Raw genomic sequence first — 22,304 nt, 5'->3', positions numbered from 1 at the left:
TCCTATATAATAAAAGCAACTGCTCCAAAACAGTCGCTTTTATCTTTATACTAACTTCTTCATCTCTTCTACTACTTCTTCCACTGTGCTAACGATCACACCGGTACGTTTCACTAAGCCAATGACAAATAAATTGCGGTAAATAAATTGATTTTCCACACCATCTGCAATGAGCGCCTCGATTTTTTTATGATTATCGCGACCCTGTTGGCGCACATCTGAAAATAAGGCAATAATCGGTCGGTTCAATGTAGAGAACACACCGATTTCTGCCGCTACACCTGAATCGATTTCTACCCCGTCTATCACCGCAATCAATACATCACTCGCTTGTAAGCTTTGTAAATCCGCCTCTGCAATCGCTAAGCTATCCGCATAGGCAGATTTATCATTAATCGCATCGTTTTCTTGCGGTACATATAAATCAATGCCTTCTACTGCCTTTCGAATTTCTGCTGCAATGTATTCATTGACATAACGGTCCCCAATCGAAAATAATCCATTTGCTAAATATGCTTTCATCTATCTCTCTCCTTATTCCTACTCTTGTACAAGCGTACCAAAAGTCATCACTTTCGAAAACACAAAAATCGGTAGCTTTTCACTACCGATTGGATTATTTCTTTTTTAATAAGCTGTTACCGATAAAACACTTGTCGGTTCCACATCTAACGCGGCTACTTGGTGTACGTGATCACCGTGTACTTGTAAGATGGCATTCGCCGTTGGTACAACAACTAGTACTTCGTTGTTCATTAAGGCTAATGTTACGTTCGCTTCGTCTAAGTTAAACGGTTGTAGAGCATCGATTTCTTCGATAATTTCCGCTTTTGCTAAATCAATTTTATACAAAATACCATTTTCAGCCTGTACATAGCCGATATTATGTGCAGCGACTAACAATGCCGAACTATAGGCAGCTGGTAGCTCCACTAATGTAAAGTCATTTGTTTCACTATTGATTACCCCAACTTTTGTCGATGGATTTTCGCCTTCTTTATAGTTCGTTAAGTAGTAAGAACTGTCCGCATGCTGCTTGATTGTACTTACGCGAGCTTCTGCATGAGGCAGTGCAATCGCTGTCGTTTGTTTAGATGCTACATCGTACGCAACGACATTTCCAATACAGCCAAACGCTAGTTTCTCTGTCGTATCTGCTCCTGTATACACGGTTCCGTGCAGACCGTTACATGCATCGGTAATCGTTGCTACATCATGACCATGACTGTCCACGATTTTCACACCGCCTGGTAATTTTGCTCCTTCTTCCGTTTGATAAGAAACAGCAAGGGTTCCATCAGATAAAGGCACCGCTACACCATGATGAGCACTCCCTTGATACGTATATGCTGGAATCGGTTCTTCTATAGTAGATAAGCTTGCTGCATCATACACTTCCACTAATCCACTATCATCATGGAACACAGCTGTTTGATTATTATGGCTGACTACATGGGCTGCATTTTTTGCTTCGATTTCATACGAGGCTAAAACAAGGTCTTCTTCATAAGGATGCGCATGATCACTGTGATCTTCATGCCATATACCGATATCGAATAATGTGTATGAATCCTTATTGGCTGTATCCTTTACGAATACGTGACGCATATCACTCCCTAATGCTAAAGAGGAAGGACCGATATTATAACGCTCGATTTCTTCAAATGCACTATTCATTACAAGAAATCCACCTGCATAGCTGACAAGTAGACGCGTGCCGTTCATCTCTTCGTGCTCATGCGCGCTGTCTTCATGTTCATGTTGTTCTTGAGCAGTTGTTTCTTCCTTCTTTTCTTCTTCCTCTGTCTGATTTGTATTACACGCTGCTAATAACAATGCACAGGCAGCTGACATTGGCAATAATCGGCGTTTCCAATAGCTCATTGTATTGTCCCTCCTATTTCGTCTCACGATGTAACGTCACACGCTTTAATCGTGGGCAATACTTTTTCAGCTCGATACGCTCTGGGTTATTTCGCTTATTTTTTGTTGTTATGTAGTTGCGATCGCCACATTCCGTACACGCTAATGTAATGTTTACTCTCAATTGACACACTCCCCTAAATAGTAATTGTTACGCTTTATATAGTAGCGCGACATTTTCTCTTTGTCAACATAAATAGTAATCATTACTCTTAAAGAATACAAAAAAACACAGTACGGATTTGTACTGTGTTACAATCCTGCTATTTTATTTTTGACATACGCACCATACCACGAATGATCACAATTGCTAATAATATAAAAAATAGAACCATCCCTAAAATACCTAGCCCATCTGCTTCACCGAGAGCGACTAATACCGAACGAATAACGATATAGGCAAACATCGCTGTACATACATTTTTCGTTAAATTGACAATCTTACGGCTCTCCATATAAAATTGCGGTGCATTTTCTTCCGTCAGACGAGCTGGATAGTTATGAGTATGTGGCTTTCGCTCTACAACTTCCATAAAAAGATGTAATACAATTGCAATCGCTGGTAATATTACTAAAGAAAGCTTTGAGCCCCATGCATCGGCTTCCCCAGCCCCATTAAAATGCGTTGGTACTGTGTCGGGTAAAGCATTCCAATTGAAAATAATAAATAAAATCATCGCTAAAATACTTGCAATGCCAATAATGTTGGCGAATTTTTCAATTCCTGTTTTCTCGATATGTAATTTCGGTCTTTCTGGCAACATCTCTTCTCCCCTTAAGTGAGTTTTATTTGTAATTCCTTCCACCTCTCTCTATAATAAGACGTAATTTATAGTAAATGAGGTTTTTACATGTCATTTGCAGAGATCATTGAATTTTTACGTATGATTGATACGGAATTATATGATTATATAAAAAAATTCGGCGTCTATATTTATCTTTTATTATTTGCAGTCGTCTTTACGAAAACTGCATTTATTGTACTTACATTTTTACCCGGCGATTCCCTTGTATTTGCGAGCGGAACGGTAGCCGCAATCGGTAAATTAGATGTACTTACATTGTTTTTTGTATACTTTGTTGCGACAACATTAGCCGATAGTAACAACTATTTAATCGGTAAACTTCTCGGCAATATATCGCAAGAAAAATTAAATCTTTTTCGCTTTATCCCTGAAAACGCGATTACACGTGCAAAAGTATTTATAGAAGACTATGATCGGATAGCGTTAACTTTTAGTCGCTTTGTACCATTAATGCGTACGATGACACCATTTATGTCTGGCTATACAAAATATCCTTATGCTAAATTCATACGTTTTAATATGATGGGTGCCCTATTATGGACATGTATTTGGCTGTTTGCTGGCTATGCACTCGGAAATATCCAATGGGTGGCTGATAACTTAATGTTTACGCTATTGCTTATTTCTGCATTCGTACTAGTTCCTACTATTTATGCATACTTCAAACAAATGCTTCATAATCGCAAGCTCGTTTAATGAGGTTTTAAGCGCCACCTTAGAGGGGGCGCTTACTTTTGTGCGATACCTAGTCGCTCCACCATTTCATTTATTTTCATAATCATCTCTTGGTTGCCGTAATTACGTGCAATAAAGATTTCGACAAGCAATGCTTTTGCCTCTTCCTCCGTTAACTCATGACATGCTGCTGTAATTTGTTGTGGTAATAACATATATATTCCTCCCTTACTATGTAATGTGATTGTACCATAAAAAAAGCTACGCAATTGCGTAGCTTTAATAGAGGACAACAGCCTGCTCCCCGAGTGCTTTGTAGCTTGCAAAAAACTGTTGTTTATTTAATTTTACGATGCCTTTTAATGGGTCCATTACTTCGACTTCATGCTCGCCCACCCCTACAAGAACAACTGCATGTAAGTTTACATACATATGATGAAATGTGTTAGTCCCTGTAATGATCCAGCCACCTGTCGTACGTGGCTCCGATAAATCAAGCGTTACCCAACTAATAACAGGAATGCCTAGCTTTACGTACATTTCAACGTCTTCCTCTGTACTGCCGCTAATATTTTTTGCTATTAAATTCATATCCAATTGCGAAATATAATCTTGTGCTGCCTTTACAATCGGATCTGCAAATGCATACGTCCCTTGCTGTTCACTTGGATTACCGGCATACGAAACATGGGGATCTGGACCATACTTCACACCATTTTCTATCTTGAACGGTTGCTTTGGTAAATAATTATTCGCCATTGTCATTTTGTCGACATCGGCACCGTAATAGTTTAAAATCGCCGTCAATGATGTAATTTCACATCCGTGTGGTAATTGCGGATTTTGCTTTACTACCGGTACAGCTAGCGCTTGCTGATGATTTACGGCATTCGTCTCCACAACAACATATGGATTAGAAGAATCAAAGACAATGGATTTCTCACTGATGAATGGCTTATCCTCCATATAATCCGTTGCCCCAATTCGAACAGAATACATTTCGTCTAATTGCAAGTCTCCAAATACCGCTTCACCGCCATAGCTTACTTCTGCACCGACGCGATTACCCGTTGCATCATATAATTCTACTAATACATCGCTCACAGCTGCACCGCTATAATACTCAACGGGTAATACAACCATTTTAGCTGAACTGCTTACCGGAGACAGCTCTTCCCCACAAGCGGTTAATAAAATACTCGAACTAATTATGAGTGGTAGACGCCACTTCATCATGGCTCGTTCCTTTCAATGTAGTCCACTTATTATCTTCGATGAAGAAGCATTTATACCATACTAAAAATACGTAAGCTGTCCAAATATAGCGTGCATAGTTTTTATCGCCTGCATAGTGTGCATCTAAGTATGATACAAGCTTGTCTGTATCAAAGAACTCTTTTGCATATTCAGCTGTAAATGCCTCTTTTATTAAGTTATAGTAGCGCTCTTCACGGAACCAGTGACGAATTGGCACAGGGAAACCAAGCTTTTTACGTTTTGCCCATTCTTCAGGTAATTCCTCTAATGCTGCTTGACGAAGTGCATATTTTGTATCGATCTCGTTTACACGGTGCTCAGTTGGAATTTTTTTCGCCATTTCCATAACCTCTTTATCAAGGAATGGTACTCGAAGCTCAATCGAGTGCGCCATACTCATCTTATCGGCTTTTAATAAAATATCGCCTGGTAACCATAAACTTAAGTCTAAATATTGCATTTTTGTCACATCATCTTCGTTTGGCACGTCCGCATACACACGCTTTGTAATATCGTGTACAGATGGACCTTTTTTATAGTCTGGTTTTAATACATCCAGCGCGTCTTGCTCATCCCACACGACCGCTTCCCCGATGAAACGTTCTTCAATCGTTTGTGCACCTTTTTTCAGGAAGTTTGTATAGGCATTTTTCGGTAATGCCCCCGCAATCCCTGCAATTGCTTTACGTAAGCCTAATGGGATTTGCTCATATTTTTGCATTTTCGCAGATGGCTTATACCACTCGTAGCCGCCAAAGATTTCGTCGGCCCCTTCACCAGATAGCACGACCGTTACATCTTTCCGTGCTAATTCAGATAGGAAATACAACGGCACAGACGATGGATTAGATTGTGGTTCATCCATATGCCACTGAATTTTTGGTAGTGCGTCAAAACATTCTTCTGCCGATACATATTTACGCTCATTTTGAATGCCTAAAATATCCGATAACTCTTTCGCATGATGTGTTTCATTGAACATCGCTTCGTAGTCAGAGAAACCAACCGAGAAGCTCTTATCTGGTTTAAGCAGTGCCGCAATATACGATGAATCGATCCCGCCAGATAAAAACGAACCTACTTTTACATCTGAAATTTGGTGCGCTTTGACGGATTCAGCTACTGTTTCACGAATATTTGCGATTGTTTCTTCGATTGAACCTTTTGAGGCACTGTATTTTTTATCCCAATACTTTGTGATTTGTTGGACTTTACGATCTTTAATGACCATAAAGTGACCTGGCGGCAACTTATAAACACCTTTAAAGAAGGTCTCATCCATCGCGGAGTATTGGAATGTTAAATATGGTCGTAGTGCATCTTTATTTAATTCTTTTATAAAGGATGGGTGCGGTAAAAATGATTTAATTTCTGAACCGAAAATGATCGTTTCATCTGTCGTGTTTTGCGTATAGTACAGCGGCTTAATCCCAAAGCCATCACGTGCGATAAATTGTAAATCATTTTTTTGATCCCAAATACAAAATGCGAACATCCCACGCAGTTTATGTACAAGCTCAAAACCGTATTCTGCGTAGCCATGTAGTAACACTTCACTATCTGAATTTGTTTTGAAGTGATAGCCTTTCGCTTCTAACTCTTTACGAATGGACATAAAGTTATAAATCTCACCGTTAAACACTAAAACGATATTGCCATCTTCACTGTAAAGTGGCTGATTCGCTACATCCGATAAGTCAAGAATACTTAAGCGACGGAAACCGAGTGTTACTTTGTCATCTGCGTGAATGCCGCCACTATCAGGACCGCGGTGAATAATTGTATTCATCATATTTTCGATAACTTGTTTATGATCAATGGGATGTGTACCATTTATATAGCCGATAAAACCACACATATATTAAAATTTCTCCTTTTATCTATAGCCTAGCACATATGCCTTTGCTATTCGTTGTTTCAATATCTTGTCGATTACTAATAGAATATATCACAAAACCGCTTAAAACCCAACAAAACACAAGTAGTTCCAATGTTTCAAGTTCACCTAAAAATGGCACATATATTATGAAATGAGGACCTATTCTTTTTTATGCTTTTTATTGCTGTGAAGCTTTACGAATCTGCGACCTTAAGCATAAAACCGCTTTTTACTCGGATAGTTCAGTAAATCTTGCCTTTTAACGGTTTTATTTGTTGGAATTATCTGATATTATCGAGTAATACTGAAGCAACTAAGGGGTTCCCCCGAAATATACTAGAAAGAAAAGGAACGATACGTTATGCAGTACTCTAATAAAATTTTAAATACACCGTCGTCATTCATTCGTAACATCTTAAAAGTCACAGGTGAAACGGATGTCATTTCATTTGCTGGTGGTTTACCGAACCCTATTTCATTTCCAACTGACAAGTTAAAAGAAGCTATTAACCGCTCCATTGACGAACACGGCACAAAACTTTTCCAATATTCTACAACACAAGGGTACTTACCTTTACGTGAATATATCGCAGCAAAATATAAGAAAAACTATGGTCTTGATATTGCACCTGATGACATCCTCATTACAACAGGTTCACAACAAGCTTTAGAGATCATCGGTAAAGTGTTATTAAATAAAGGTGACGGTGTCATTATGGAAGCACCCGGTTACTTAGGTGCCATTCAAGCCTTTACATTAGCGGAGCCTACCTTCTATTCTGTTACTCTAGAAGAAGATGGGTTAAATGTAGAAGAGCTGGAGAAGCAATTACAAAATCCAAACGTTAAATTCATCTACACAGTACCGAACTTCCAAAACCCAACAGGGATTACGTATTCTCGCGAGAAGCGTGAAGCGATTTATGACGTGGTGAAAAAGTACGATGTAGCGTTTATCGAGGATGATCCATACGGGGAGTTACGTTTCCGTGGTGAGACATTGCCTTATATTGGCGGTGGTCGCTTAGAGAATTCGATATTACTAGGTTCATTTTCTAAAACGGTCACACCCGGTATGCGCCTTGGCTGGATTATGACGAAAAATAAAGAGCTGATGGCACATATCGAAACAGCAAAGCAAGCAACAGACTTACACACTAATATTTTCTCTCAATATGTCATTCATGATTATTTAGCGAACAATGAGTACCAGGAGCATGTCGATAAAATTATTAACCTATACCGCGAGCAATCTGATGCGATGCTAGCTGCAATCGAGAAATACTTCCCACCTACAGTGAGCTATACAAAACCAGACGGCGGTATGTTCATTTGGGTGACATTAGAAAAAGGTGTACGTGCACTTGAATTGTTTGAAAAAGCAATGGCGGAAAAAGTAGCGTTCGTTCCAGGAGACCCGTTCTATACAAACCCTGAAAATATCAATACATTACGTTTAAACTATACGAACTCAACACCTGAAGTCATTGAAGAAGGCATTAAGCGCTTAGGAAAGATCCTTCATCAATATTCGAAAGTGAATAGTTAATGAAATGATCCCTGCTTCTTGTGTGGAAGCAGGGATTTTAGATTTACCCGCGAATTTTGGTGAAATACCCGCGAAAATTATAGCTTTACCCGCGATTTTCACCTATTTACCCGCGAATTCAATTTTTCTAAACAAATTCTATACTTTCGATCTTTATATCTTCCTGTAAAATCAAATGCTAAGTTTTTCAAAAGCCTTCTCGCCGCATCTTCAGAAGAAATATGAAAAAACCTCCGCAACTCCTGATTACATATCCATTCCGAAATCAAATACCGGTAATCAGCTAACCCCACATAAAAGTCCTCTAGCCCACTTCGATTACATCTTAAACAAATAAACTTCCCATGCTGAAACTTCATTCCTTTTGTACACTTGGAGCACAATACACCAGGCATAACACGTGAAACATCTATTTGTACCGTTTCATTACGAACTTGATGCTTCCTTGCAAGCCATAGTGCAAACTGTTCGAGATGAACTGGATTCAACTTTTCAGGACACTGTGCTAACAATTTTCGGACAAACGTTTCCAATCCACTCAGTTTAAACACAGGCTCACCAAGAGGTATACGACCGATAATTGTCCGCGGATGAGCAAATATAACCGCATAAAAAATAGGCAAACGAGCATCGATTATACTCTCTATATAGCGTACATGGCGCTTTACTTGATCAATCGGATTTCGAAAACTTTCTATCGTGCCATCTTCCCGTTCACGTAAAAACTGCGATTTCTCTTCTTCAAACGTAATACGTCCACTGATGTTTTTAATCTCTACAATTAATATAAATCGACTGCAAATAAATACAGTATCGATTTGATGCTGACTAATGCAATAATTATGGAGTAAATAATACGGCTCCTTCAGTTGAAAATCATGCCACATTCGGTCCACATACAGCTCCCCTACTAGACCCAATTCTGCTCGATATAGTGAATCACGAAGCTCGATTAAGCCACGCCGAACGCCTGCTTGTAATGTACTTATTTTAAATGATTCATCCCGTTCAATTAAAATCAAGACAACCACCTCATGGCGAGCGTAGCACAAAATAAAACAGGGATCACTACTTTCATCCAAAATAAAAATTTAGCGCATTTTTGGTCTTACTGTTTCCATAAAGCTGTGCAATTTTTCTGCTGAATCAATATTTCGTTCACAGCTAATTGCATCGGCACAAATATACTGACTATAGGTTTTATACGTTCCCTCAACATCGCCCTTTTCCTTTGTGGTAAAAAGGGATACATCCTTATGTTGCTGACAAAGGGCACAAATGCCTTGTGTTTTTTCCATAGCAAGGACGCCTTTCACCCCTACTAATTTACCTTCTTGTTCATACACGAAATAACGGGAACGTGTTGTTGTATCATCCCATGAAACAAACGTTACAAGTGGATCTGTTACTTTTGGCGCTTTCACTTTTTTATCTTTTTTCCATAGACGCTTCACTACTTGCTCAGAGACGTCAGGAAATGGCTTTACGTTTAATTTAACAAACGTCATAAATGGCTCAAGCTGTTGGCGCTCCTTTACTAGCAACACATCATCGATAATAAAGCGCGGTACATCCGCTTCTGTTAATGTCGTATCGATTATACCACGTACAGCATTTAATACGCTTTCATCCTTTGTTGTTGCGATGCTATTTAATAATTTCATTGTTTGCTTTTCAACTAAATGCATTTGAAATACGTTCATGTTTATCCCTCCGTCCCACCATTTTACTACGTTTGGAGGATTAGGGGAAAATAATAGTTAGCTTGTATTCAAATATTTCTTTCAATAGCTTTTCCTATTTCAGAATATATAATTCTAGTACATATTTCTCTTAGTAACCAAAAAAGAACTAGAAAAAAGTTTTCAAAACTGTTAGACTATTTTTCAATGACGACAACTGAATGATTTTTGGTGCTATAGATTTAGCTTAAAAGGGAAATCGGTGAAAGGCCGATGCTGTCCCGCAACTGTAATTTCGGAGTGACTCACAACACAGCCACTGTTTTTAAACGGGAAGGTGTGAGGAGCGTTGATGATAAGCCAGGAGACCTGCCAAAAATTAAACGCCATTCAACCTACGAGGATAGGTACGAATAGAAGCAACGCTTGTTTGCTTTTTTCATCGTGCACTTTTCTCCTAGAAAGTGTATTTTTTTATGCACTTTTTCGTCATAAAATAACAAAAGGAGAATGAAACATGAACAATCGATTGACTAAATTGCTTTATTTCGGCATCGTTCTACTATTTATTCCGAAACAAGCATATGCCATGCATATTATGGAGGGGTATTTACCGATTGCTTGGGCGATTTTCTGGTTCGCTATCAGCTTACCTTTCTTAATTCTTGGTTTACGTTCGATTCAAAAAGTTGTCAAAGAACATCCAGATAGTAAAATGCTACTTGCTTTATCTGGGGCATTTACTTTCGTTTTATCGGCATTAAAAATTCCATCTGTTACAGGAAGCTGTTCACATCCAACAGGGGTAGGACTTGGTTCTATTTTATTTGGACCACTAGTGATGAGTGTCATGGGGACAATCGTTTTATTATTCCAATCACTACTACTTGCACATGGTGGACTTACAACACTTGGCGCTAATATTTTTTCAATGGCGATCGTTGGACCATTTATTGCTTACGGTGTTTACAAGGGCGCGACAAAGCTTGGTCTGTCTTTCTCCATTGCCGTATTTTTAGCAGCAACGCTAGGCGATCTTGGTACATATGTGATGACATCGATTCAATTAGCATTAGCTTTCCCTGCTGAGGTTGGTGGCTTCGTCGCTTCTTTCCAAAAATTTGGCGGTATTTTTGCTTTAACTCAAGTTCCTTTAGCGATTAGTGAAGGCTTACTGACAGTGATTGTCATGAATTTCTTACAAAAATACAATGTGCGTGAATTAACAAGCTTACGTATTTTACAACCGAAGGAGAATTAAGATGCTAAAGAAAAATCTATTATTATTAGCGATTGTCGTTGCATTAGCGATTTTCCCGATTATTTTCCTACAAGATGCTGAATTTGGTGGGGCTGACGGGGAAGCAGAAGAAGCAATTACAGAAATTGCAACAGATTATGAGCCTTGGTTTAATGCAATTTGGGAGCCACCAAGTGGAGAAATTGAAAGCTTATTATTCGTATTACAAGCAGCAATCGGAGCTGCGATTATCGGCTACTTTGTTGGGTTTATGCGCGGCCGTGCGAATCCTTCAAAAAACGACTAATCCATGATAGCGATTGACCAATACGCCTATATTAACCGACTTTCTCATGTACCCGCAGCACAAAAAGCGTTATTAGCCGTTGGGGCATTATTGATTGTGACAATGACGAGGGATATTGCCATTGCTTGCTGGACAATTGCGGTAATGAGTGTTCTGATTGTAGGCATGGCACGTATTCCTGTTAGTGTTTATAGTAAATTACTCATCGCACCACTCGGTTTTAGTGTGACAGGTGTCATAGCGATTGTCCTATCATTTTCTACTGCGCCTGCTATGCCAGTTGATGTGATTTGGTACCATTCTTCTGGCAACTGGAACATTTTTATATTGGAATCTGATGTAAAACGTGCCATTACGATTTTATTTACCGCATCCGGTGCCATTACAAGTTTATATTTTTTAATTCTCACAACGCCCGTTTACGAGTTAAGCCAGTTGCTACAAAGGCTCCACGTGCCAGCGATTTTAATAGAACTCATCGAATTAACATATCGTTTCATTTTTTTATTTTTAAGCTGTGCACAGCAACTGTACATAGCGCAACAAGCACGCTTAGGCTATACGAGTATAAAAGTTAGCTTTCGTTCGCTAAGTTCTTTAATTGTTGCGATGCTACATTCGCTTCTTGTGCGAAATGAGCAGCTCACACTCGCAATGCATGCACGTACGATTGATTGCTTTATTGTACCTATGGCATTTTGTGAGCATAAGCAGTGGAACAAGCAAATGGCATGGATACTCGCGCTCTATGGCAGTAGTATCATCGGCATCATGTGGCTACAAGGAGGACTTTAAATGGACGACGCTTATTTTACGTTACAACATGTAGATTATTGCTATCCAGATGGGACAAAGGCGTTAGAGGATCTGTCACTCACTATTCCGATGAACCGGAAAATTGCGATTTTAGGGGAAAATGGCTCAGGGAAATCAACGCTCTTTCAACTACTAATGGGGCTCATTAAGCCAACGAGCGGCACGATTTCCTTTCAAGGGACACCATTACAATACAAAAAATCCGACTTAAAAAATTTGCGCCAGCAAGTCGGGCTTCTGTTCCAAGATGCAAACAATCAGCTATTTGCTGCTACTGTCAAACAGGATATTTTGTTTGGTCCGTTAAATCTCGGTTGGGATGCTCGGTATATTGAAGAGCAAGTGAATAAAGCCCTTGCCTTAACGGAGCTAACACCACTAGCCCACCGACCGATTCATTTTTTAAGTGGTGGGCAAAAAAAGCGCGTTACGATTGCCGGTGTGTATGCGATGAATCCAAAAGTCTTTATTTTAGACGAGCCAACAAGTAGTCTCGACTACTATTTCTCTACACAACTGATGGAATATTTGGCGCAATTAAACGAAGACAATCGTACCTTCCTTTATGCTACGCACCAAATTAATTTTATATATGGCTGGGCAGATTATTATATTGTATTGCACAAAGGGAAAGTCTTATATGAAGGCGATGCACAGGGGCTCTTTACAAATCCGGATTTACTAGCACAAACACATATTGAAACGCCTTGGATTGTCGAGTTGGCAGAGGCGTTAAAGCAAGCTGGAAAAATCCCATCAGACACTCCCCTTCCGCAAACAAAGGAACAGCTCTTTGCATTGATGGAATTGTAACGAAACAGCCTGGAGAAATAATTCTCAGGCTGTTTTTTCATTTAAAAAAGAGCCACCCCTACTTAATAGGATAGCTCCTCCTCATTTCTATCTACATTACCGTTGCTTCTGGTTCGTAGTTAATCATTTCTTTAATGCGATTGTTTTCATCCATAATCGCTACTTTTGGTACGTGGTTTTTCGCTTCTTCTGCATCCATAAGCACATAGGAAATGATGATGACAATATCACCAGGCTGAACCATACGCGCAGCCGCACCGTTTAGGCATACAACACCTGACCCGCGCTCGCCTTTAATGACATATGTTTCAAGACGGGCACCGTTATTGTTGTTAACGATTGCTACTTTTTCATTTGCTTCAATCCCAACAGCATCCATAATATCTTCATCAATTGTAATAGAACCTACATAATTTAAATCCGCTTGTGTCACAGTGGCACGGTGGATTTTACCGTTCATCATCGTTTTAAACATTTGTTCATTTCTCCTTTAAGCTAAACATCAAATTATCGATTAGACGTGTTTTGCCAATATATACAGCTACTGCTAAAAGCACATCTGTCGTTTGGCCATCAATCGGCGTTAAATCCGGATACGCTAAACATTCCAAGTAATCGATTATACCGCCCGTTTCACGCTCAATATGATCACGTGCTGCCATCATCGCAATGCCCATTGGCTTCCCTGATAAAATGGCATCTTTTGCGAATTTTAAACCGCTATATAAACCAACCGCTTGCTTACGTTGCTCTTCCGTTAAATAAACATTACGACTTGATTTTGCTAAACCATCTTCTTCTCGTACAATCGGTACCGAACGAATTTCTAACGGGAAGTTGTAATCACGTACCATTGTTGAAATAATCGCTAACTGTTGTGCATCTTTTTGACCAAAATACGCACGATTTGGCTCTGCTAAATGGAATAGCTTTGCTACCACTTGCAATACACCGTCAAAATGTCCAGGACGGCTTGCACCGCATAAAATCTCTGCTTGACGACCTGCACGAATATAAATCCCACCATCTGTTGGGTACATTTCTTCCACAGAAGGCGCAAAGATCACATCTACCCCTACCGATTCAGCAAGTTGTGTGTCGCGCGGTAAATCACGTGGGTACGATTCAAAATCTTCATTTGGTCCAAATTGTGTTGGGTTCACGAAAATACTCATAATGACAAGATCATTTTCTTCGCGGGCATGTGTAGCGAGTGTTAAATGCCCTTCATGCAAATACCCCATTGTCGGTACTAGGCCAATTGTTTTCCCTGCTTGCTTTGTTTTACGTACAATCTCTTTTAACTCCGCAATTGTAGTCACAATTTTTGTAGCTGTCGCGATCATTTTGTTACGCCTCCATATAAAGTATCAAGCTCTTCTTCTTTCATCGTAAAGCTTTGCTGTAAACTTGGGAACACGCCTGTTTTTACCGCTTGTGTATAGCCTGTAATGCCCTTTGCCACTTCCTCGCCAACATGTGCAAAGCCATGGACAAACTTCGGAATATGATGCTTACCGTATAACAATAAGTCATGGAATACAAGCACTTGGCCATCTGCTTGTGGTCCTGCCCCAATACCGATTGTTGGAATTGTTAGTTTTTCTGAAACGATCGCTGTTAATTGATGTGGAATACACTCTAACACAACTGCACAAGCACCTGCTTGCTCTGCAAGTAATGCATCTTGAATTAATTTTTCGGCTTGCTCTTTCGTCTTGCCTTGTACTTTGTAACCACCAAGTACCCCTGCTGATTGCGGCAATAAACCGAGGTGAGCTACGACTGGAATACCAGCGTTTGTTAGCTTTTTAATTACATCGATGACCTCGTCGCCACCTTCTACTTTTAATGCGTCCGCGCCTGTTGCTTGCATCATACGTACCGCTGTTTTCAACGTCTCATTGACATCACCATGATAAGAACCAAATGGCATATCAACGACGATAAACGTATCTTTTGCACCGCGACGAACAGCTTTACTATGGTGAATCATATCCTCTACTGTTACCGGCATTGTAGAGTCATAGCCAAGTACAACCATTCCTAAAGAATCACCAACTAAAATCATATCGACACCGGCATCTTCTGAGAACTTTGCAGCTGGGTAATCGTATGCTGTAATCATGACAATTTTTTCCCCTTGCTGCTTCATTTTTAAGAAATCGCTTGTTGTTTTCATTTGCTCCTCCTTCAGTGCTCCGAAGAAAACAAAAAGCCTTCTCATCCAAAAAATGGACAGAAGGATCGCGTGATTGTCTACTGTAACGCTTCGTTTTCTTCCGTCCCTGTCTAAAAAGATCAAGGCAGACTATTTAAATTTTTTTACTTACAGGTACAGTTCATATGTGATACTGTCCATTACTAATATAACAACTTTACATATAGACGTACAGTTTTATTAGCAAATTATGACCATACTTTTTTAAAAATTTTTTTACTATCGACCTAAAATTTGCATCACACGGTTCGGGTCAAAGCCAAGTACCCATTCACCATTTACGTTCGTTTGTGGAACGCCCATTTGTCCTGTCGTTTGAACAAGTTTCGCTGCAGCGATTGGATCCTTTTGCACATCCACATTCTGATAGGGAATCCCTTGTGCATTTAAAAAGTTTTTCATCATGTCGCAATACGGACATGTCGTTGTAGAATAAACTGTTACTTGTGGTGCCATGTTAATTCCTCCTTTTATATACCCTATACGGTATTTATAATATACTACCATAGGTATACGAACACAATAAAAAAGCATCATTAACTATTCATTTGGGTTCACATTTTAGTCAAATTCAATCGAGCTATACATATCTCACAAGTTACATCATTTGGCACATTTTTTCCAAACCCATATAATGAAACTACAGCAGAACACAATACATAACGTAGGGGACGATTCGTTTGAAACGCTTAGCTATTTACCGCATATACCGTATCGTTTGGATGGCCATTAAGTTTTTTACACAAGTAACCCTTTTTCAAAAACGCTACCAAGGAAGGTTTTCTCCTGCTATCCAAAAAAAGTGGGAACAACTTGTCACGAAACAGGCAGTTGAATTTAAGAAAACCGCCTTATCGCTTGGTGGGCTACTCATTAAAGTCGGTCAATTTTTATCGACCCGCGCCGATATTATGCCACCTTCCTTCATCCAAGAGCTAGAAGGACTAACAGACCGCGTACCGCCTGTGCCTAAAAATCAGGCAATTGCTTTATTAGAAGAGGAATGGAATACATCGTATCACAATTTTTTATCCTTTTTATCAGAGGAGCCTGTTGCGTCAGCTTCCATTGGTGAAGTGTATAAAGGGGTTCTAAAGGACGGGGCAGAAGTGGCGATTAAAATCCAACGCCCGAACATCGAGCGCATTATTCGCGTGGACTTTAAAGCAATGAAAATCGTCATTTGGCTCGCTAAACATTTCACGTCTTTCGCGAAGCAAATTAATTTTGATGTTTTGTATAGCGAGATGGTACAAGTAATTGGAGCAGAATTAAACTTTTTGCAAGAGCTTCGTCATGGACAGAGCTTTGCCGAGCGATTCGTTCACATGAAAGGCGTTCACTTTCCGATTTATAACGAGGCACTTTCAACTCGCCGTGTCCTCGTGATGGAATGGATTGAAGGCTCTCGCGTAACGGATATTGCTTTTTTAAACACTCACCAAATTGATCGACAGCAGCTTGCAGCACGCGTCTTTCATCTCTTTTTAGAACAAGTGTTGGAAGGTGGGCAATTCCATGCTGATCCACACGGCGGAAATATTTTACTAAAACCTGATGGCACCATTGTACTAATTGATTTTGGCATGGTCGGTAGCATCACTCCATCGCAAGCGCAGTACGTGTCAAAGCTTGTGGAAGGCATTATTTTTAAAAACTACGACCAAGTGCTTGATAGTTTAGAAGAATTACATTTTTTACTCCCGCATGCCAATCGACAACTATTAGCAGATGCGATTCGCCGTCTTGTGGAGGCTTATGAATCTAATGATTTCAAACAAGTGGATAGCTTCGTCATGGAACGTTTGCTCGAAGATTTAAAAACGATTGTACGGAAAGAACCTGTACAAATGCCTGCTGAATTTGCTTTTTTAGGACGGGCGATTTCAACATTTGTCGGTGTGATTTATGTGCTTGATCCAAAGGTTGACTTATTTGCGCTTGCTAAGCCACGCGTCATTGAATGGGCGAAAAAACAGAAAGAAACGACAAGTGAACGGCTATCCAAAGAAGATCTACTACGTATCGCACAAAATGCAATTTTACCATTGCGAGATTTACCCGCAAAGCTTGCCAATTATTTAGAGGAGCCGACACGTATGCGACTTTATATGCAACAGCGCGATGCAGCACAAAAAAAAGAGCGCGCCCGTCATCAAACAAGAATGTTTACTGGTCTCATGACGATCATCGCAACAATCGGTGCATTTTTCGCTGTATCGGTCGATGATACAGCCCTGCTCTATACTACGAGCGGCGTAGCACTCATTGCTCTCCTTCTATATAAAAAAGCGTAAATTTTTATACACTAAAGGGGTGCCGCATACTATGATGCAACACCCCCTTTTCGTTTTAAGTTAACTCAATATCTGCCGAGTACACGCCTTTTACTTCACCATCTGCTGTACGAATTTGCAAAACGCCTGTATCTGTAATACCAATGGCTTCTCCTTCGATTACTTCTCGCAATGTTGTCGCACGTACTTGCTTGCCAATCGTGCCCGATGCTTCTTCCCAAAGGGCCTTGATTGGTTGGAATCCATGCTGTATATAAAGGTTTGAATAATGCTCTAAAAAATCAAGCACATTAGCAATAAATGACGCGCGGTCAATTGGCTCTCCATGCACTATCGCCATTGAAGTCGCAATCGATTGCAGCGCTTCTGGAAAATCATCTATTTGCTGGTTTACATTAATACCAATTCCGATTAATAGTGCCTGTACACGGTCGGCCTCGGCTACCATTTCTGTTAAAATGCCTGTACATTTGCGACCGTTAATTAAAATATCATTCGGCCACTTAATTTCAGGTGTAAACGATGAGAACATCGCCTTCATCGCATTCACTACCGCCACTGCTGCGACAAGTGTAAATTGAGGGGCTTGGTGTGGTAACACATCTGGTTTTAAAATGACGGTCATCCAAACGCCTTTCCCTTCCGTCGATTCCCACGGCCGTAACATACGCCCTCGCCCTGCGGTTTGTTGCTCTGCAATAACGACGGTGCCGTCTGGCGTATGTTGACGTACAAGGTCATGTGCAATAAGCTGCGTCGACTCCACTTGCTCAAAATGGTGAATCGTTTGACCAATTCGCTTCGTTTGTAAAAACGTCTGAATACGTGCAGCATCCATTCTGTCTGGCATCCCTGTTAGTATGTATCCTTTTTTCTTAACTGTTTCCAGTGTATAACCTTCCTCTTGTAGAACTTGGAGATGTTTCCAAATAGCTGTCCTCGAAACGCCAAAGTCATCCGCAAGCTGCTGACCAGATAGCGGATTTCCATTTGCTTGTAATAATCTTGTTAATAATTTATCTTTTATTGAAACAGTCATGTAACAACCAATCCTTTTATATAATTTACTATTTTTAAATGGCTAAAATCTTTAGTGAATCGTCTTAATCATACAATTAACTGTAATGATTTACTATTAAATACTACAAAAATCATCATTAGTCGCTTGCTTTATGTAAAAGACTATCTCCATTACGGCTTAGCCTTATTATATAATAACACGCTTGCTGATCTCCTCTTGACTCGCTTTCCGCAGGCACATGGTATAACACTATTTATACAATAATGGTTTCTCTGGGCGATTAGAACAATATTTACAATCAGGGTCACTGCATTGTGATTCTGTCCAACGATTACATTTAGGACAAAAATAAGCATCAAAATCTTCGTAATATACTAAATTAAATTTACATGTAGCGCAAAATTGATTTTCTTCAATATGACCATAAAATTTAAAGCCGTCAATGATTACTTTATCCTCATTTTTTACTTCTACTATTTTCATAAATAGCCTCCTTAAAGTTTATTTACTTGCCAAGTTCGTACAATAAGCCCTTTATTCTCCTTTATGTAAAAACCTTAAATAACACCAAAAGAACATCAACAACAGGAAGCTATAAAACGATACGGAATGATACCAAACATGTTTAAACCTCACCCACAAACTCACTCCACCTTGACTTGATGGTAAAAGAGAATAGAGTGAGACTTCAATATAAAACATTACAATAAAAAATAAGCAGAGAGGCAGGAACAGTATCCATGCTAAAAGTTTGCTCTTTATCATAGATCACCTTTTCATTTTATGATTAACGTTTAGCTCAGCCCCTCACACGCTTGAAGAGGAGCAACTTCTTTCAGGAAAATGTTAAAATATCCAACTAACACTCGTTTAAATTAAACCTATTTTGTACATACTTGATACACAAAATTACAAATTTTACTCTGTTCAACCGTTGAGTTAATATTGTAATACAATCGCTATGAATACATCTGTTAGCAAACAGCTTTTTCATCAGATGTATTCATTTATAGCGATTGTTAGTTTTTAGCAGGATACATCATTATAAGCTAAACTCACTAAAAGTAGTTACAAATACATTTTTAGGGAATTAAATGTGACTTATTTTTCTTCTAAAACCGCTACGATTTGATCTGTAAATACTAAAAAAGATGGTTCACCTTTTATATCGTTTAATTCAATTTCGATATACCCAAATTTAAAATATCCCTTTTCGTCTAAATACTCATCTTTAAATTCTTCTAAACTATCGGCCATTTCGATTTTTTCACCATTAGATAAATGTAAAATTACAGACCCCATAATACACCTCCCCTCCACACTAATCATAGTGCGAATGGAAATGTTTGTCACTCATACTTTTTTAATAACAAATAGAAGGGTACAGAAAAAGAAAAACAAAAACAAGCGACCTACTGAATAACCGTTTGAAATAGGTCATTTTTCGATCGCTTGCCATTTAAATTAAGAAACCTTTTAAATCATCCGATTCTCTTCAAACTCATTGATAAACCACTCTTTTATATGTTGGTTATCATTTTGCAATTTGCCTGATAAAACTGCTTCAATCGCTTGGTCTATTACTACTTTTAACCAAGGGCCGCGCTTCCCTTCATTCCACTGAATAAAATCATGACCGTTTGCTGCAAGCTGCTGCTTCGTTTGAATGGGAAGATTGGCTTTTGTCGCATGGATTTGTTCTTTTGGAAATGGTAAGCGGTTTCCTTGCCACCCTACAAAATCATAGGCCGTTTCCAATACTTCAACGTCATATTCAAAATAATCTAATGGTTGCCACCCTAGCTGTAACTTGTCATAAGCGGTTAAGACCTGTTGAATAAACACTTTTTGCTTATTCGATAAGCGGTAGCCTTGTACAATCTCTTGCCAATCATTATGTACAAAAGATAGATACGCCCATCCGACGACAGCCTGCTTTGTTTGAAAGCTCGTCCACTTCTCTTGATGTTTCGTAATATTTCCTGGTAAATAATCGGCTAGGTTTGTCGCGACTAGTGCATCAACCCCATTTTTCACCGATTCACTTACCCACATTTTTTCAAATTCTGCCGCAATCCTTTCACGAGCTACAAACGTAATTTCTTGCGCATGCTCTTTGATCGCTTCAAGTGTTACTTGTTCAATTGTAAAACCAAGCTGTGCTGAAAAGCGCACAGCTCGTAACATTCTTAACGCATCTTCGGCAAACCGCTCTAATGGATTCCCTACCGCGCGAATTGTTTTTTCCGTAATATCTTGCTGTCCATTGTATAAATCAATGAGTTGCTCGTTCGCATCCATGGCAATGGCGTTCATCGTAAAGTCGCGCCGCTTTAAGTCTTCCGCTAATGAGCGAACGAACATCACATCATCAGGGCGGCGATGATCCGCGTATGTCCCTTCTGTGCGGTATGTTGTCACCTCGACAGGCTCCCCTGTATCTAGTACAAGCACCGTACCATGTTCAATTCCGATATCCACGGTTTTTGTAAAAACCGTTTTCACTTCTTCAGGCATCGCACTTGTAGCAACATCTATATCATGAACCGGGCGAGCGAGCAATAAATCACGTACTGCTCCCCCAACAAATACAGCTTCAAACCCTGCCTGTTCTAGTTGTCTAATTACTTGCTTTGCTGCATTCCACTGTTGTTTCATACTCTAACTGCCGCCAGTCTCTCATATAACTTTTCATATTGTTCAATAATTGCTTCAGACTTAAATTTCGTCTGTACTGCTTTTAATGCATTGGCACGAAATGCCACTAGTTTTTCCTCATCGCTTAGTAGCTCGATGGCATAGTGTGCGACCATATCGACATCACCAAGTTCCACAAGATAGCCATTTATACCATGATCAATGACTTCCGGAATTCCCCCGATATTTGTGCCAATGCCGGGCACACCACAAGCCATTGCTTCCAGTAACACAAGACCAAATGATTCTTTTTCTGATAATAATAATTTTAAATCACTCATTGAAAATAGCTCTGCAATATTTTCTTGTTTCCCTAAAAATAACACGTCACTTTTATACGGTGATTCCTTTACTTGCTCTATAATACGATGCTTTTCTGGTCCATCGCCAACGAGCAATAATTTGGCCGGCATGGCTTCACGTACTTTCATAAAAGCATTAATAATATCAGGAAGGTTTTTGATTTTACGGAAATTTGATACGTGAATTAGCACACGCTCATTTTCATGAATACCAAATTGTGCCTTTAAATCACTACTGTCCCTTGGGTAAAAGACATCTTCATCGACAAAATTATAAATCGTTTCAATCGGCTTTGTCGTGTCGATTCGTTCATACGTTTCTGCTTTTAATGCATCCGACACCGTTGTGACGATATCAGAATGCTCAATGCCATATTTAATAGCTGGTGCTAATGTAGAATCCTCCCCAAGGACAGAAATATCCGTACCGTGAAGCGTTGTCACGATGCCGATCTTTTCTCCACACATATCACGCGCTAAAACGGCACAAACGGCATGCGGAATCGCATAATGCATATGCAGTACATCTAACTTTTCCTCTTTAATCACATCAGCCATTTTACTCGCTAATGCAATATCATAAGGTGGATATTGAAAAACAGAATAATTATTCACTTCAACTTCGTGGAAAAAAACGGTAGGATAAATTTTATTCAATCGGAATGGTACGCTCGATGTAATGAAGTGAATTTCATGCCCTCTTTCTGCTAGCATCTTCCCTAATTCTGTTGCAATAACACCTGAACCGCCCACTGTCGGATAACACGTAATACCAATTTTTAATTTTCTCATCCGTTTTACATCCTTTCTTTCAGTCAG

Annotated in this window: 25 protein-coding genes and 1 riboswitch; of the genes, 7 read left to right on the top strand and 18 right to left on the bottom strand. The window is 39.5% G+C overall.

Annotated features, from left to right (window positions below):
* Positions 1-45 precede the first annotated feature (45 nt).
* The 4 genes from AC3II9_RS01090 to AC3II9_RS01075 form a co-directional block, all read right to left on the bottom strand.
* Complete coding sequence (locus AC3II9_RS01090; protein ID WP_489152636.1) at positions 46-522, bottom strand: nucleoside 2-deoxyribosyltransferase; 477 nt, start codon at positions 520-522, stop codon at positions 46-48.
* Between the two features lie 105 nt (positions 523-627).
* On the bottom strand, positions 628-1,884 hold the full coding sequence (locus AC3II9_RS01085) for an NHL repeat-containing protein (protein WP_489152635.1): 1,257 nt from the start codon (positions 1,882-1,884) through the stop codon (positions 628-630).
* 13 nt (positions 1,885-1,897) lie between these two features.
* Positions 1,898-2,047: a 50S ribosomal protein L33 gene (gene rpmG / locus AC3II9_RS01080; protein WP_129729751.1), complete on the bottom strand. Its 150-nt coding sequence runs from the start codon at positions 2,045-2,047 to the stop codon at positions 1,898-1,900.
* Between the two features lie 139 nt (positions 2,048-2,186).
* Positions 2,187-2,687, bottom strand: a complete 501-nt coding sequence (locus tag AC3II9_RS01075; protein ID WP_489152634.1) for a DUF1648 domain-containing protein — start codon at positions 2,685-2,687, stop codon at positions 2,187-2,189.
* Positions 2,688-2,774: 87 nt separating this feature from the next.
* Between AC3II9_RS01075 and AC3II9_RS01070 the strand changes: the two genes are divergently transcribed.
* A complete protein-coding gene (locus tag AC3II9_RS01070; protein ID WP_489152633.1) occupies positions 2,775-3,425 on the top strand; it encodes a DedA family protein in 651 nt (216 codons plus the stop codon).
* 32 nt (positions 3,426-3,457) lie between these two features.
* Here the strand turns inward: AC3II9_RS01070 and AC3II9_RS01065 are convergent, their stop codons facing one another.
* The 3 genes from AC3II9_RS01065 to asnB form a co-directional block, all read right to left on the bottom strand.
* Complete coding sequence (locus AC3II9_RS01065) at positions 3,458-3,619, bottom strand: hypothetical protein (protein WP_489152632.1); 162 nt, start codon at positions 3,617-3,619, stop codon at positions 3,458-3,460.
* Between the two features lie 64 nt (positions 3,620-3,683).
* Positions 3,684-4,640 carry a C39 family peptidase gene (locus AC3II9_RS01060; RefSeq protein WP_489152631.1) on the bottom strand — a complete coding sequence of 319 codons (957 nt, stop codon included), beginning with the start codon at positions 4,638-4,640 and terminating at the stop codon, positions 3,684-3,686.
* On the bottom strand, positions 4,609-6,519 hold the full coding sequence (gene asnB, locus AC3II9_RS01055) for an asparagine synthase (glutamine-hydrolyzing) (RefSeq protein WP_489152630.1): 1,911 nt from the start codon (positions 6,517-6,519) through the stop codon (positions 4,609-4,611). Before asnB ends, AC3II9_RS01060 begins: the two co-directional genes overlap by 32 nt.
* Positions 6,520-6,901: 382 nt before the next feature.
* On the opposite strand from asnB, the gene AC3II9_RS01050 reads away from it, so the two are divergent.
* On the top strand, positions 6,902-8,089 hold the full coding sequence (locus AC3II9_RS01050) for an aminotransferase-like domain-containing protein (RefSeq protein ID WP_489152629.1): 1,188 nt from the start codon (positions 6,902-6,904) through the stop codon (positions 8,087-8,089).
* A 98-nt stretch (positions 8,090-8,187) separates the two neighbouring features.
* On the opposite strand, the gene AC3II9_RS01045 is transcribed toward AC3II9_RS01050, so the two are convergent.
* Positions 8,188-9,111 (bottom strand): nuclease-related domain-containing protein, encoded by a 924-nt coding sequence (locus AC3II9_RS01045; protein WP_489152628.1) that lies wholly within the window; start codon positions 9,109-9,111, stop codon positions 8,188-8,190.
* A 69-nt stretch (positions 9,112-9,180) separates the two neighbouring features.
* A complete protein-coding gene (locus tag AC3II9_RS01040) occupies positions 9,181-9,792 on the bottom strand; it encodes an FBP domain-containing protein (protein ID WP_489152627.1) in 612 nt (203 codons plus the stop codon).
* A 191-nt stretch (positions 9,793-9,983) separates the two neighbouring features.
* Positions 9,984-10,162: riboswitch (cobalamin riboswitch) on the top strand.
* A gap of 126 nt (positions 10,163-10,288) precedes the next feature.
* Between AC3II9_RS01040 and AC3II9_RS01035 the strand changes: the two genes are divergently transcribed.
* The 4 genes from AC3II9_RS01035 to AC3II9_RS01020 are packed head-to-tail and all read left to right on the top strand — an operon-like array spanning position 10,289 to position 12,947.
* Positions 10,289-11,032 carry an energy-coupling factor ABC transporter permease gene (locus AC3II9_RS01035; protein ID WP_489152626.1) on the top strand — a complete coding sequence of 248 codons (744 nt, stop codon included), beginning with the start codon at positions 10,289-10,291 and terminating at the stop codon, positions 11,030-11,032.
* A gap of 1 nt (position 11,033) precedes the next feature.
* The gene (locus tag AC3II9_RS01030) at positions 11,034-11,318 is read left to right on the top strand and encodes an energy-coupling factor ABC transporter substrate-binding protein (RefSeq protein WP_431029716.1); all 285 of its coding nucleotides are present in this window, start codon (positions 11,034-11,036) and stop codon (positions 11,316-11,318) included.
* Positions 11,319-11,321: 3 nt separating this feature from the next.
* Positions 11,322-12,113 carry a cobalt ECF transporter T component CbiQ gene (gene cbiQ / locus AC3II9_RS01025; RefSeq protein ID WP_489152625.1) on the top strand — a complete coding sequence of 264 codons (792 nt, stop codon included), beginning with the start codon at positions 11,322-11,324 and terminating at the stop codon, positions 12,111-12,113.
* Positions 12,114-12,947 (top strand): energy-coupling factor ABC transporter ATP-binding protein, encoded by an 834-nt coding sequence (locus AC3II9_RS01020; protein WP_489152624.1) that lies wholly within the window; start codon positions 12,114-12,116, stop codon positions 12,945-12,947.
* Positions 12,948-13,038: 91 nt separating this feature from the next.
* On the opposite strand, the gene panD is transcribed toward AC3II9_RS01020, so the two are convergent.
* The 4 genes from panD to AC3II9_RS01000 form a co-directional block, all read right to left on the bottom strand.
* The gene (gene panD, locus AC3II9_RS01015) at positions 13,039-13,422 is read right to left on the bottom strand and encodes an aspartate 1-decarboxylase (RefSeq protein ID WP_391366963.1); all 384 of its coding nucleotides are present in this window, start codon (positions 13,420-13,422) and stop codon (positions 13,039-13,041) included.
* A 4-nt stretch (positions 13,423-13,426) separates the two neighbouring features.
* A complete protein-coding gene (gene panC, locus AC3II9_RS01010; protein ID WP_489152623.1) occupies positions 13,427-14,293 on the bottom strand; it encodes a pantoate--beta-alanine ligase in 867 nt (288 codons plus the stop codon).
* Positions 14,290-15,129, bottom strand: coding sequence for a 3-methyl-2-oxobutanoate hydroxymethyltransferase (gene panB / locus AC3II9_RS01005; protein WP_489152622.1), 840 nt, complete (start codon positions 15,127-15,129; stop codon positions 14,290-14,292). The genes panC and panB overlap by 4 nt, the downstream gene beginning before the upstream one ends.
* Positions 15,130-15,387: 258 nt before the next feature.
* Positions 15,388-15,624, bottom strand: a complete 237-nt coding sequence (locus tag AC3II9_RS01000) for a glutaredoxin family protein (RefSeq protein WP_489152621.1) — start codon at positions 15,622-15,624, stop codon at positions 15,388-15,390.
* A gap of 224 nt (positions 15,625-15,848) precedes the next feature.
* On the opposite strand from AC3II9_RS01000, the gene AC3II9_RS00995 reads away from it, so the two are divergent.
* Positions 15,849-17,465: an ABC1 kinase family protein gene (locus tag AC3II9_RS00995; RefSeq protein ID WP_489152620.1), complete on the top strand. Its 1,617-nt coding sequence runs from the start codon at positions 15,849-15,851 to the stop codon at positions 17,463-17,465.
* Between the two features lie 55 nt (positions 17,466-17,520).
* Here the strand turns inward: AC3II9_RS00995 and AC3II9_RS00990 are convergent, their stop codons facing one another.
* The 5 genes from AC3II9_RS00990 to bshA form a co-directional block, all read right to left on the bottom strand.
* On the bottom strand, positions 17,521-18,504 hold the full coding sequence (locus AC3II9_RS00990; RefSeq protein WP_489152619.1) for a biotin--[acetyl-CoA-carboxylase] ligase: 984 nt from the start codon (positions 18,502-18,504) through the stop codon (positions 17,521-17,523).
* Positions 18,505-18,735: 231 nt separating this feature from the next.
* Positions 18,736-18,969, bottom strand: a complete 234-nt coding sequence (locus AC3II9_RS00985; RefSeq protein WP_489152618.1) for a hypothetical protein — start codon at positions 18,967-18,969, stop codon at positions 18,736-18,738.
* Positions 18,970-19,587: 618 nt separating this feature from the next.
* On the bottom strand, positions 19,588-19,788 hold the full coding sequence (locus AC3II9_RS00980) for a hypothetical protein (RefSeq protein ID WP_391366948.1): 201 nt from the start codon (positions 19,786-19,788) through the stop codon (positions 19,588-19,590).
* Positions 19,789-19,962: 174 nt separating this feature from the next.
* Positions 19,963-21,144, bottom strand: a complete 1,182-nt coding sequence (locus AC3II9_RS00975; RefSeq protein ID WP_489152617.1) for a CCA tRNA nucleotidyltransferase — start codon at positions 21,142-21,144, stop codon at positions 19,963-19,965.
* Positions 21,141-22,277, bottom strand: coding sequence for an N-acetyl-alpha-D-glucosaminyl L-malate synthase BshA (gene bshA, locus AC3II9_RS00970; protein ID WP_489152616.1), 1,137 nt, complete (start codon positions 22,275-22,277; stop codon positions 21,141-21,143). Before bshA ends, AC3II9_RS00975 begins: the two co-directional genes overlap by 4 nt.
* Between the last annotated feature and the right edge of the window lie 27 nt (positions 22,278-22,304).

The sequence above is a fragment of the Lysinibacillus sp. RU7 genome (assembly GCF_057837305.1).
Note: the sequence above shows the minus strand (reverse complement) of the source record. Positions and strands in the feature narration are given on the sequence as shown.